General features: G+C 65.3%; 8 protein-coding genes. 6 read left to right on the top strand and 2 right to left on the bottom strand.

Annotation, left to right across the window (positions count from 1 at the left end):
* Positions 1-4 precede the first annotated feature (4 nt).
* From IF29_RS0107430 to IF29_RS0107410, 5 genes are all read left to right on the top strand, one after another.
* Complete coding sequence (locus tag IF29_RS0107430; protein ID WP_030251278.1) at positions 5-685, top strand: hypothetical protein; 681 nt, start codon at positions 5-7, stop codon at positions 683-685.
* Positions 686-782: 97 nt separating this feature from the next.
* Positions 783-2222, top strand: coding sequence for a hypothetical protein (locus tag IF29_RS0107425; protein ID WP_030251276.1), 1440 nt, complete (start codon positions 783-785; stop codon positions 2220-2222).
* 239 nt (positions 2223-2461) lie between these two features.
* Positions 2462-4066: a DEAD/DEAH box helicase gene (locus IF29_RS0107420; RefSeq protein ID WP_232242061.1), complete on the top strand. Its 1605-nt coding sequence runs from the start codon at positions 2462-2464 to the stop codon at positions 4064-4066.
* 63 nt (positions 4067-4129) lie between these two features.
* Positions 4130-5098 (top strand): NaeI family type II restriction endonuclease, encoded by a 969-nt coding sequence (locus IF29_RS0107415; protein WP_051724981.1) that lies wholly within the window; start codon positions 4130-4132, stop codon positions 5096-5098.
* A gap of 4 nt (positions 5099-5102) precedes the next feature.
* Entirely contained in the window at positions 5103-5570 is a 468-nt protein-coding gene (locus IF29_RS0107410; protein WP_084713680.1) for a very short patch repair endonuclease, read from the top strand.
* Positions 5571-5601: 31 nt separating this feature from the next.
* On the opposite strand, the gene IF29_RS0107405 is transcribed toward IF29_RS0107410, so the two are convergent.
* Both IF29_RS0107405 and IF29_RS0107400 read right to left on the bottom strand, forming a co-directional pair.
* Positions 5602-8604: a Z1 domain-containing protein gene (locus IF29_RS0107405; RefSeq protein WP_030251267.1), complete on the bottom strand. Its 3003-nt coding sequence runs from the start codon at positions 8602-8604 to the stop codon at positions 5602-5604.
* A gap of 101 nt (positions 8605-8705) precedes the next feature.
* Positions 8706-10250: an ATP-binding protein gene (locus IF29_RS0107400; RefSeq protein WP_030251266.1), complete on the bottom strand. Its 1545-nt coding sequence runs from the start codon at positions 10248-10250 to the stop codon at positions 8706-8708.
* Between the two features lie 1096 nt (positions 10251-11346).
* Between IF29_RS0107400 and IF29_RS45875 the strand changes: the two genes are divergently transcribed.
* Complete coding sequence (locus IF29_RS45875) at positions 11347-13056, top strand: hypothetical protein (RefSeq protein ID WP_157623636.1); 1710 nt, start codon at positions 11347-11349, stop codon at positions 13054-13056.
* Positions 13057-13094: the final 38 nt, after the last annotated feature.

Raw genomic sequence — 13094 nt, 5'->3', positions numbered from 1 at the left:
TCCCATGGCCATGCCGTCCTGGAACGACCCGAAGCTCGGCACGATGAAGGGCGTAGCGCTTTGGCTGGTGCAGGAGGTCGGCGTCGGTGAGCTGTTCACCAAGACTCAACTGCGCGACGCCTTTCCGCAGACCTCGCAGATCGACCGCCGGATGCGGGACCTGCGTGACTTCGAATGGCGCATCGACACCAACCGGGAGGACCCGGCCCTAGGCTCGCACGAGCACCGCTTTGTGAGGCAGGGCGCTGCGGTGTGGGAGCCGGGGAAGGCGACCAAAAAGGCCGGCGTTACCGTCACGGCCGCCGAGCGTCAGGCGCTGATGATGCGGGACGGTCACAAGTGCCGCTCCTGCGGCATCGGCCCGGGCGAGCAGTACGCCGGCACCTACATCGCCTCGCAGCTCGACATCGCCCGCCGCCCGGTCCGGCTGCCCAGTGGGGAGACCAGAGTGCAGCTGGTGATCGAGTGCAACCGCTGCCGAGTCGGCGGTCGCGAGCTGACAGCTGACCTGGGCGAGGTCCTGTCGCGCATCGGCCGCTTGCCGGCCTACGAGCAGAAGATGCTGGCGGCCTGGGTCGAGCAGGATGCGCGCGGCTTCAGCGAGACCGAGGGCCTGTGGGCGGCGTACCGCACGCTGCCGGCGGAGGCCCGCGACGAGGTCCGGGCTGCCCTTCAGCAGCACTGATCCTGTCGTCCCCGGGCGGGGCGTTCTCGGAAAGGCGCCCTGCCCGCCCGCTCTCGGCAGCAACTGCCTTCCTGCATCCTCAAGGAGAGTCCCAGAGATGTTCACGAACTTCGGTGTCCCCCCGGTCGCCACGGCCACCCGCACGCTGGTCGAACAGCGGCTGAAGGAGCTGCGCGATGACAGCGGGGTCGCCGAGACCCTGACCGTGGAGTGGCGTGGCGGCTCCCAACTGCACGTCGAGGTCATCGACATGCCGCTGGATGCGCTGTACTACAACCCCGGGACGCACCGCATCCGTGCTCAGCGCAGCCTCGACCCGGGCCGTGACGCCGTCCTCTCAGCCGACCCCTGGAGTGCGGAGAGCCAGGACTATTTGCAGCACCTACTGACGATCCGTCCCTCGGAGCCCGACCGGCGGGACCCCGATTTCGAGGTCCTGCAGAGGAGCCTCAGTACCCACGGCCAGAACGAGCCTGGCCTGATCACCCGTGACGGCATCCTGGTCAACGGAAACACCCGCTGCGCGGCCCTGCGTGAGACCAAAAAGGTGAGCAGCATCCGGGTGGGCGTGCTGCCGGCGGCCTGTGACTGGCAGGACGTCAATAATGTTGAGCTCTCCCTGCAGCTGCGCCCCGACCAGCGGCGAGATTACTCGTACATCAACCGGCTGCTCGCGATCGAGGAGCAGCACGTCCAGCTCAATCGCGATCTGTCGGTCATCGCCGCGGCGTTCCACACCGACGCGAAGTCCTGCATACGTGACCTGTGGGTACTGGCCCAGCTGCGGGACCTGATCGAGCGCAGCACCACTGCCGACGGGGTGTCGCTGCGCCTGATGGATCTTGAGCGGTCGCAGGAGAAACTCGCCGAACTCTACCGTGCCTACGAGAAGGAGAAAGCTAAGAGCAGGGAACGGGCTGATCTACTGAAGGAAGCTCGGCTTGCCGCGATCGTGCTGGATTTCGCCAAGACCGATGTCCGGTTCATTGACGCAGACTTCCAGAGCCGCTATCTCGACAAGACCATGCCCGCTAACCTCAGGCCCGCTGAGCCCGCCGCGGCAGCGGCAGTGGCGATCCCCGGCCTGAACCGCAGCATCAGGGCTGGCGGGGCCGACGTCGCCACAGCTCGTGCAGTTACTGACACCCTGCTGCGCGCTGAAGCCGTCAAGGCGGCCGGCGAATCCGCGGCACCCGCAGAACAGTTCGCGGCCGCCGCCGCGGTCGTCGCCTCATATCGGGACGCGTTCAACGAGGCCATCGATACGGCGGGCCGCGATTTTCGGCTACGCAAGAAGCGCCTAGCCGCCCCCGACCGAGTCGGCGACGCCTGCAAGGACCTGGAGCAGTCCGTCACCGACCTGGTGATGTCCCGGGGCAATGGCAGCCTAGATGAGGGAGCGTTTGACGACGCCCTTGCCCAGTTGCGCACCGTCATGCGCAAGCTCGCAGTCGAGGCACAGCGCAGCATCGACCTGCCCGGGAACGGCCTGGCGTGGCTGATCGCTGCTGCGGACGTGAAGCAGCCGCAGCCTTGAGCGGCCCCGGAAACAGCACAATTACCTCACTGCGGCTGGGCTTCGATGTGACGCGCACCCGCGTGGAGCTGCGCACCCTGCCAGCGTTTCAGGCCGACTTCGCCAAGCTGACTGCCCGGATCGCGGTCGGCGGCCAGCGCGGGCCTCTGGCCGCCGAGATCGATCTCGACGACTTTCTGGTGGGTCTTGGCGAGCTCAGCACCTGGACCCACCCTGGTGTCAACTGGGCTGCTGACCTCATGGCGCTGGTCAACGGAGTACTCGACGACGCCGAGACAGTCCAGCGCAGTCTGAACCACGGCCTGGCTGGCAGCACTGCTGGCACGGTCGGGCCTGCGGATGTCACCGGGCTCCTCGGCCCGCAATGGACAGCCGATCTGACATCCTTCCAGCAGCGGGACATCGCCCAGCTTCTGTCGCTGCGGCACAGCGCCAACTTCAGTGTCCCCGGTGCCGGCAAGACCCGTGTGGCGCTCGCCGTCTACGCCGCGATGCGCGAGCGCGGCGAGGCCCAGCGGCTGCTGGTCGTTTGCCCCAAGTCCGCCTACGAGTCGTGGGAGTACGAGAGCTCCTTCTGCTTCAACGAACCGCTGCGCACCGAGGTGCCCGGTGGCCAGGCTGACCCGTTGGTGGAGCTGCGAGTGGTCAACTACGAGCGGCTGGACCGGTCGCTGGGCGCGCTGGCCTCCTGGCTCCGGGCTAGCCCCTCAATGGTGGTACTGGACGAGGCACACCGGATGAAGCTGGGGGCAGGCGGCACCTACGGTTCCGCCTGCCTGGCGCTGGGACCGCTGGCTGACCGGCGGCTGATCCTCACCGGCACCCCGGCACCCAATGGAGCCAGGGACCTGGAGAACCTGCTGTCCTTCGTCTGGCCAGGACACGGCAAGCGCGTAGTCACCGAGGCAGTGGGCGGCGGCGACCTGGCCTATGCCAGCTCGGTGCTGCGCCCGCTTTTCACCCGCACCACCAAGAAAGAACTGGGGCTGCCCGGATTCGAGCCGAAACTCCGCTACCTGGACATGCCGCCTATCCACGCCGAGGTGTACGAGGCCCTGAAAGGCAACTTCTCCGCCCGCGCGGAAGGCGCGCGTAGCAGCATCGAAGCGCTTGGCCGGGCCATGCTGCGGCTGCTGATGGCCGCAACCAGCCCGGCCCTGCTGCTGGAGGGCGCCAGCCGCTACGAACCCCTGGAGTACCAGCTCCCGCCTCTGCATGCCTCGCCCAGCGACTCCCTCTACCAGCTACTACAGGACCTGCCGAGCTACGAGCTGTCACCGAAGTACCAAGAAACCCTGAAGATCGTCGCTGACAATGCGGCTCAGGGACGTAAGACCCTGGTCTGGACGACCTTCGTGCGCAGCCTGACCACCCTGGAGAAGCTGCTTCAGGGCTACGGCCCAGCCACCATCTACGGCGGCACGGCCGACCGCGAGGAGCAGCTGCGACGCTTCCGCCAGGATCCGGACTGCCATGTGCTGCTGTCAAACCCGGCCACCCTGGGTGAGGGCATCAGCCTGCACCAGGTCTGCCACGATGCCGTCTATGTGGACCGTGATTTCATGGCCGGGCGGTACCTGCAGAGTCTGGACCGGATCCACCGCCTCGGCCTGGCTCCCGGCACCGAGACCCGGGTCACCGTCCTGGCCACGCGCGGCACCGTCGACGAAGTGGTACGGCTGCGGCTGGAGGAGAAGCTGGAGTTCATGGGCCGCGTCCTGGACGACCCGGCCGTCCAACAGCTCGCCGATCTGCAGGAGGAGCCAGCAGCCGGAGCCGGCCTGGACACGGCAGACGTGCGGGCACTGCTGCGCCACCTCGATACGCCGTCTGCTCGCGGATAGCTCCCCAGCGCACCCACTCCCGGCTGCTTAGTCGGCCCGTACCCAAATGAAAGGCAAGGCCCCGTGACTGCTGAAAGCTCACCGCCTGTGTCCCATGCCCCAGTCGATGAGGAACTGGAACGCGTGCGGAAAGCGCTAATCCTCCTTGACCCGGATGGCTCACGCTTCGCGACCGTCCTGCGGGAGACCATCGACCAGCTGCTGAACGGCGAGGTCACCGGCCGTTATGACTGGCAGGACCTGTTCAAGACCGAGAAGACCCATGCCGGAACCCTCGTCGAGATCAACCTCCAGCGCAGGTTCCGCTTTGACGATGGCAAGGACATGGACTACGAGATCGCCGGTATCGATGTCGACTGCAAGTACTCCCAGAAATTCGGGAGCTGGATGATCCCGCCGGAGGCCCTGGGGCACCTGTGCCTGGTGGTGTCGGCGGACGACTACCGCAGCCGCTGGAGCGCCGGTCTGGTACGCATCCGACCCGGGATACTGAACGGCGGAACCAACCGCGACCTCAAGCTCACAATCAAGGCCGAGCACCGGGACCAGATTGTCTGGCTGTGGCGGGACTCGGTGCTGCCGGAGAACGTCCTGCTGCACCTTGACGAGGAGACCCGCAACCGCATCCTCATCCCCGGAAAGCGCCAGGGGCAGGCCAGAGTCGTCGAACTGTTCCGCTCGGTCCACGGCAAGCGGATCGGCCGCGGTGTGGTGCGGACCGCTGCCCAGCAGCTCGACTACATGGCCAGGGTCAGAGAAGGCAGCCCGGGCCGCGCCCGCCCGCGACTGCGCCCAGAAGGCATCCTCATCCTGGGCGACTACCCAGTCCACCAGGCCATTGCTACCAGTCTCGGCGGCCCGGTCCCGCACGAGGGTGAGTTCGTCGCCCACCGCGTCGTCCGGGCCCACCCGCGGTACGCAGACCGCCCAAGTGCCCAGATCGGCGGCGAGCTGTGGGTCGTCGCCCAGCCTGGCGACCCGGTCGAAGAAGCACCGCGGCTTCCGGACCCGCAGCGAGATCCTGCATCATGACCAGGTGACCGGTACCCCCAAAACAGCAGGTACAGCCTGGACCGCCCCGGAGGGGAGCTGGGCATCCTCCGCGGCCCGCCGCCGCAACATGCAGGCCATCCGCAGCCGTGATACCGCCCCGGAACTGGCCCTGCGCTCGCTTGTCCACGCAGCGGGGCTGCGCTACCGGGTGGCGGCCAAGCCACTGCCGGGGATGCGCCGCACCGCAGACCTGCTGTTCCGGCCCACGCGGGTCGCGGTCTTTGTCGACGGCTGCTACTGGCACGGCTGCCCAGAGCACTTCGTGCCGCCGAGGACCAACCCCGGCTACTGGCGCGAGAAGATCGGCCGCAATGTCCAGCGCGACCGGGACACCGACGCGCGACTAGCCGAGGCCGGCTGGTTGGTGCTCCGCTTCTGGGAGCACCAACCAGCCGTGCTCTGCGCTGCCGAGGTCGTCACCGCCGTCAATGAACGGCGCGGACAGCGCTGACCGGCGCCCCTGCAGGGTCATGCCTAGGCTGTTACTCCTCGGCGTTGACGACAATGGCGTCCTTGTGACGGGAGTCCTTGACCTGGAAGCGGACCAAGCGGCGCGAGGAGTCGTTGGCGAACTTCGGGGCAACCACGGTGAAGGCCATGACCAGGCGCGAGAGGTCGGCTGAGCCGTCGGACTGAACCGCAGCGTGAACCTCAGCGTCGGCGCGGGCTTCGACCACCGGATAGAGCAGGACGACGCCAGTGTGCCGCCCGAGTACAGGGTTGCCCTCCAGGGCGAGGGCGGGGTCAGCTGCGGAGTCCACCAAGTTCTGGGCGAGGCGCAGATGTTCGACGCTGGAGATGCGTCCGAAGGCGCTCTTCCCAGCTTGCCGCGTACGGCGGACAAGGGAGAAAGGGACAGGTGAACCGTTGATAGCAGCCCGGGCCTTCTCTCCGTCGACGAGCTGGGGGGCGATCACCAGCCACTCGTCCACCCGTGCGAGGGTGCCGTCCAGCTGCTCCAGGTAACGGAGGTTCGGGAGGAAGTTACCCGGATTCCCCCACTCCAGGCTGCGCAGGACACGCATGAGTCCTTCCTGGCCGACCATGGCCGTAAGCGCACTGAACGTACGCTCAGAGTTGCCCGCCGGGCTGGCCGGGGCCCGGAACTCAACCTTCTGCCTGGTAAATCCGCGCAGTACGGCGTCCCACCTCTTCGCGTTGGCCTCCAGCACCTCTCCGTCCGACGGGTAGGCGGCCGGCTCGATAGGCTTGCCGGGTGAGCGGATCTCGACAAGCTCCGCATTGAACCTCTTGTTGCGGCTGGTCGGCGGGAGCCACGGCATATGCTGAGCGATCAGCGGGGGGACCTGACCTGGCGTCACCTGTGGTTGACCCTCGATGAGTTCAGCGTACTGATCGAGCTGAGAGCGGAATGCCTCCTCGTCTCGGCAGATGGCCTCGAACGCCTCGTAAAGGTCAGCCGTCTGCGTCTTGGTGCGCTGCTCGGCGCGGCTGATGTACAGACGCACAAGGTCTCGGTAACCAGGGCGGAAACCGAACCAGCGGCCCATCTGCATAAGCGTGTCGGCGGCGAGGGTCGTGCGGCGGTAGTAGGACACCGTCAGGCCCTCGATGGTGAAGCCGCGGGATAGCTTGGCTCCACCGATAAGGATCTTCCACACGTTCGGAGTTCGGTCGAAGTCCAGGTCGAGCTGCTCGAAATACTTGTCGGAATCACCGTTGACGACCGTGACCGGGCTGCCGCCCTTCCGGATGAGTTGGCAGGCCCGGCTCACGTATTCACGCAGTTCCTCGTAAGTGTTCGGATTCGGCAGGTCAGCCGCGCGAGCGAGAGAGACCTTTCGGATATCGTCCTCCCACAGCTTGGCGAGGCGCGCATGACCCCGGGCGGAGCTGTAGCCGGAGTTGTTCCACAGGGCGCTCACCCGGAACTGCAGTTCAGCGTGGTCATCCTTCTTCACGGACTCGTGAACGAGCATGGTGTGGTGCCGGTACGAACGCTGGTCCACGTCCCGGTCGGCGCGATAGAGCTTGACGGCGCCGGTGAGGACGAAGGCGTCGACGGCCTCCTGCAGCCGGTCATCGTCACCGTCGCAGATGCTGCGGACGTGAGCCGCCTGCTGGGAGTTGGCGGGAGTACGCTCGGACTCGGGCAACGCCGAATCCAGGTCGTGGAAATCCTGGACGCCCATGTAGCCCTCGGGGCGCGGGAGGGAGATCAGGAAATCGCTGGGAAATAGGTCCTCCACGTCGCCTGGGTCGATGAATACGTTGGCGAATGGCGTGGCCGTGTATCCAACGTACTGGGCTCGCGGCAGCAGCCCGAGCAGTTGCGAGATCAGGCCGTTGATGGCGGTGCGCTCGATCGCCTCCTTCGAGGCGGATTTGCGTGGGTCCTTCGTGTTGACGGACGCCTGATCCGACTCGTCGTCGATGATCAGTGTAGGCAGCTCGCCCAGGACGCTCCGCACCTGCTTGAGGTCCTTGACCAGTTTGGATAGGACAGCCTTGTTCTTCTTCACCACCATGACGCGGGCGGCTGCGCGGTGCAGGTTCTCCGGGTCGTACAGGGGCAGGCTGCGTTTGAGCTTCTGGATCTCCAGCGTCCCAATGCCCTTATCCAAGCTCTTGTAGTCGTTGTCACGTCCCGTCAATCGTTCGATGTCGAACGCGCCCAACTGTGAGGGTCTGCCTCCATGTCGGACGAACTCGGACCATTCCCCGTCCTCGCCGACGTAGTCGATGCCGACCAGCGTGTCGAGGTCCTGCGGATCAGCGTCGCGCAGGATGTTCTCCTGGCCGACCAGCTCCATGTCGATGCGGCGCTGGGTTTGCGAGCGCAACATGTTGAGGGTTCCGCCGAGAACGATGACCAACCGGTAACCAGCGTCGATCGCCTTTGCAGCGACGCCGGTGAAGTTAGCCGTCTTGCCGGACTGCACATAGCCCACGACGAGGCCCTTGGCCTGGCGCGGCTCGGGATGTTCTGGGTCGGCGAGGCGCTCGACGACCGCACGGCTGGCCTCATCTAGGCTGGCGATGGCACTGTCGGACCAGCCCTTGGCACGCAACTTCGCTTCGTATGCCTTCCAATAGAAGCTACGGGCGGCGGCACGCCCGGGGGTGTACCAGGGCACGTATCCGCGACTGTCGTCCGTGATCACCGTAGCGCCAGGCAGTGGGGACACCGGGACGGCATCGTCGAGCGCGGCACGCAGCGCCTCATCGAAGCCGAGCACGTCGTACGCGCAGGCGCGGCGGGCGGCGGAGCGCGCGGGCGTGCCCTGCGCCCAGGCAGCGGCTTCGGCGAAGTCCCAGGCAGTCAACGTCCGCGACCACAAGGCAACCAGCGGGTCGCCCTCGGTCCCACTCCGCCCGATGCGGTCGACAAACATCGCCTCACTCAGGTCGATATTCGGGTGATCCTCCTCGGCGACCCCGGACGCCCACTTGGCGAAGGGGCGCGGGGACTGCTTCATGACAGCAAGTGTGGTGGTGTGGACATCCAGCAGCGGGTCGCTCATAAGAAAGTTCCTCCTCGGAGACGGAAACTTCGGGACCATAGCCGCCGGACGGTTTCCCGAGTACAGCCGACGTGGTAGGGCCGGGTCCAGCTGAGTCAGTGTCAGGACGTGCTGCGTTCCAGCCGTTCACGCTGGGCCAGCACCGCCGACAGCAGGATGGCGTTCCAGTAGTCGATGCGATCCGCACGCTTCTTCTCCCAGCGCCCGAGGCCGAAGCAGTCCTGCAGCAACAGGTAGAGCAGTGTCTTGGTGACAGGCGCATCGTTGGCGCCTCCGCGGCGGCCACCATTGAAGTCCTCGCGGAACGCCTTGTTGAGATGGATGGCATTGTGCTCGCGGTCCAGTTCGAAGAATCTGTCCTCTGGCAAGGCCGTCCACTCGATGCGAATCGGGTCCTCGGCCGCCTTGACGGCGAGCTGCTCCCGAACAGAACGCTTCACCTTCGGATCGAAGCCCTTGCCGGGAGCCACAATGGCTGGGCGCTCGACGACCTGGCGCGAGTTGCCGTCGCGGTACGCGGCCTCGGCGTCCGCAAGGTAGTGACGGAAGGTTCTGCCTTCGGCGTCGCAGGCGCTCTCGACGCCGAAGGTGAACGCCGGCATAACTTGGACACCCTCCTTCTTCACATCGAGGCTGAAAACCCGGTTCGCCTGGGCAGGCAGATCCACTTCTATGCGGGCCAGGTTCAGGTGGCTCTCCGGGGTGCGAAGGTTGTTCCACCCGCCTGCCTGGACGAGGCGATCGTTGCGGTAGAAGTAGAAGCCCTGGCGCTGGATGGGCGAGCCGATCTGGGCGTACCCAGCCAGCCGGGACTTGGCCACCCATATGTGAGCCTCTAGGGCGACCTGCCCCACTCCCTCGACTTCAGCAGTAAGCTCCCGCGGGTAGCCCTTGCGGCCGGGGATCTTGTAGCCGAAGGGGTCCAGCGACTCCACGCCGTCGTGTTGGGTCTCCTCACCGGTGTCCACATCCGTGACAACGATGTCCAGCTTCAGCCCGCGGGCGAGAAACCGGTGCAAATGAAGTCCCAGATGCCGCTCCAAGCTCTGGGTCGCCTTGGCGAGGAAGGCGTCGGTCTCCCCGGGGGCGACTGTCTCGAAGGCGTTGACGCGGTCCCACCGCACGATCGTCCCCTGGAAACCGATCACCCCGTCATAGACGTCAATCTGCTCCTGCGCAAAATCCTTATCTACGGTGTCACAGCGGAAGTTGTCCTCGATACCCTCGCTTGTGAGCTTACGTCCGGCCGGACGGCTGCTCTTGGTCCTGCTGATGACTGTCAGCGCCCCCGCGTGTGACAGCGAAGCAGCTTTGAGGCCAGTGCCATACATCCCGAGCGCACTGCTTCCGTAATCGCGGCGTCGGCCAACGGTCATGGCCAGGTCGAGGTCCCGCTCGTTCATGCCCTGCCCGTTGTCGAGCACGAGCAGCGTGTGCAATCTGTCCGCCGAACGGAGGAAGTGGACCGCCACCAAGTCGGCCCCTGCGTCGATCGAGTTGTCCACCAGGTCCGCAACCGCCACGTCGAAGCTGTACCCCTGGTTGGTCAGCGCCTTCGCATAGCCGACGTCTGGAGGTAGGTGACTACTCCCCGCCACCGGGACATCTTCACGCCAGTGCGAGGCAAGAGCATTGGAGTCGACCATGCGAAGGCGTCCTTCGGAGTGTCAAGGCAGCACAGCACCACGGCAAGCAGCCATTTTGAAGATTCAGTGAAGACGATACAGATGACAAGTACACCTGGGCGAGGAATCCGCGAGATCCACCGAGGGTGTCTATGCAGATCAGATGGGATATCTACCTGCTCATCCTGATGCAAGAAGGGAGCCAGCTGTGGGCGGGACAGGGTGACTACGCCATCACAAGGGCCGCAGTCCGACCACCGAAGCAACTGCGGAAGCGCTCGAGTCAGTCATACAGCTCGGCGCGGGCCGTGGGCGACAGGGGGAAGCGCGGCAGTCTGGTGCAGCGGCTGCTGACAGCCTTCTTGCGCAGCGACGCAGCCTACTCGATCACCAGCAGGACGGTGGCAACCTCGTCGACGCGCCTGCGACGGGTGCGGAGGAAGGAACGCAGGCATAGCCGGGAAACGATTCACTCCGCAGCCTAAGCAATCGCTGTCCACGGTCAGGGGGGACGTCAATGAGACACGACCGGACGTCGACTCGGAACACCCCACGAGGACATCCTCACAGACGTTCCTTGAGTCGAAAGGGCGGATCCTCGTCCCGGCGGGCCGGCAACTGCCACACTGGGACCGATTCGAACGACAGTCTGGCTCGGGGCGGCGTACGTTGGATCTCTGGGTTTTCGCGTTATTGGGTGCAACCGGTGGCTTACTCGATGGTGTGCTTGAGCTGCACCGCACCATTCAGGCTTGGCAGATCGCCCGCCGTGATGCTGCGGCGGCCGTTCCTCCTATCAGCCCGCCGAGGTTACTTGCGGTCTACGATGCGCCGGCGCGTCTGGCAGGCGCGTCGACCCAAGTGGTACTGGGCTGCCTCGCCGGGCTGCTGTTCGGAAGTACCGGTCAGATTGAGGGTCCCTACGCCGCGCTTGTGGTTGGGGCCTCGGCGCCCACCTTGCTGTCCCAACTCGGTAGTGCCCGACTGACTTCGGGGCAACGAGTCACCTTGGAGGCGGAGCCGAGTCGAGTGCCAGACCCTTCGGAGGCATCGCCACCATCCGCAGTCCCGGCTTCGGAGTCTGTTGGAGAACTGTCGACGCAGCAGGGGGCTATTCGTGGCAACTGACCTCTTCGACCGCTTCCGCCAGGCGCTGACAGCCCAGTCTTCCAGGCAGCCATTCCACCAGAGGTACCTGGCGGTGCTGCTCAAGTCAGGGCAGTCGCTGCCCGATAACGGTAACTTGCCATCGAGCTCGCCAGCAGAGAATCCGAAAAGCGAACCGACGGTGACTCAGCAGCTGGCATCCGTCGCATTTCGCGAACTCCCCATGGGATACCTTCCGGATGCATTCGAACTGTCAGGCGGCCAGAAGCGCGTCGGGCTGCTTCGGCCGAGTCTGGGTGAAGCTTATGCGCGCGCGGTGGTGGAGCACACCCTGGGTCACCGTGCCGGAATCTTTATCCAGTCGTTCGGCATGTCCCCGCGAACGGTTGTCGAGCACTGCCTGGAATCCCTCGAACTGCGACGGCGACGCGACCTGTTGCTGGTGCTCGTCTCGCTGGCCTTCGGCTGGTCATTCTTCCCCGGCGTGATGCTCTGGCTTGCGGCATTGTGGATTCGCTCGCTAATTCGGCCTGGTGCTGCAGCACTGCGATCGCTGCCCGTGGCGGCAATAGTAGCCATGGCAGTGTGGCTGGCCGTCCGCGGACTGCCAGGTGGCAGTTGGCTAAGCTGGTACAGCAGATTTGTACTGCTTGCGCCAGTTGTCGGCTGGTCCATTGCCAAGGATCTCGTCCTCCGGAGTGCAGTGAACCTGCGCGCGCGCTTGCTAGCGGTTCTGGACGGCACCCCGGTCGCCGACAGACCGTCGCCGGTTTACCGCCGGAGAAGTACGTCTCGCATCGTTGCGCTGGAAGAACTCGACGCCGAGCAGGACAGCAACGTCCTCTTGTCCTCCGATGGAGTAGGAATCCTCGGGCTCGGCCGACGCTGGGGACGTTGGCGGTTAGAAGAGGATCTCACAGCGCGTGACGGGATCGGTATCCAATCGTTCAAGGCCGGAGAAATAATTGACTCGGTGATTACGAATCTACTCGACCAGCATCAGCTAAGTGTCGACGGAGACGGTGACATTGGTCCCTCAATCCGCAACTGGGTAGTCATCGATACCAGCGGGCGCACGGGAAGGATTCAACGGCCGACCGGGGTCGAGGTCGAAGGGTTCAATCTCAGCGCCGCAGAGGTCCTGAGGGCTAAGGACTCGATGCTGCTCGGCAAGGATCGCCAGCATCGGCTCGGTGCCCAGTACTCGTTGCACGGAGGGCGCTTGGTGGTCACGTTCTTGGTCAGCGCCACCGTTGTGGACGCCGTGCTGGAAGTGGAGGTATCTGCCTACGCCCTGGGGCCGCCCTCCGCGCAACTGATCAGCCAACCTGGTTGCAACTGGAGCCAAGTCCTCTCAGTCACCCGCTTTCGAAAGAGCGAGTTTCCCGTGGACTCCGGGGAGGTCGCCCGGCTGCTGACGCGCGCCTACTTTTCCTGGACCCCGGCTCTCCTTGGTCGGCTCGGCGGCACTCTCTCCGTCCCGGAGCCCTTCGGGCTACGTCACGGATGGGCCATCAGGCCCTGGACTGACCGCTTCATGGCAGATGACGCCCTGCGTATTGCGACCCCTGTCCTTCGCACGATCCACACCGCGATCATGGAAGTCATGGACTCTGGTGGCGTGGATACAGAGCGCTTCAACGCCCGCGCCTGGGGTGCTGACGACGGGAGTGACACAGCAATGACACAGAACGCTGAAGGCCAATATCCATTCCGCTAGTATCCCGCGCGAACTTGGTCGCTTCCGGCATCATGACG

The sequence above is a fragment of the Streptacidiphilus jeojiense genome (assembly GCF_000719095.1).
GTDB classification, from domain to species: Bacteria; Actinomycetota; Actinomycetes; order Streptomycetales; family Streptomycetaceae; genus Streptacidiphilus; species Streptacidiphilus jeojiensis.
Note: the sequence above shows the minus strand (reverse complement) of the source record. Positions and strands in the feature narration are given on the sequence as shown.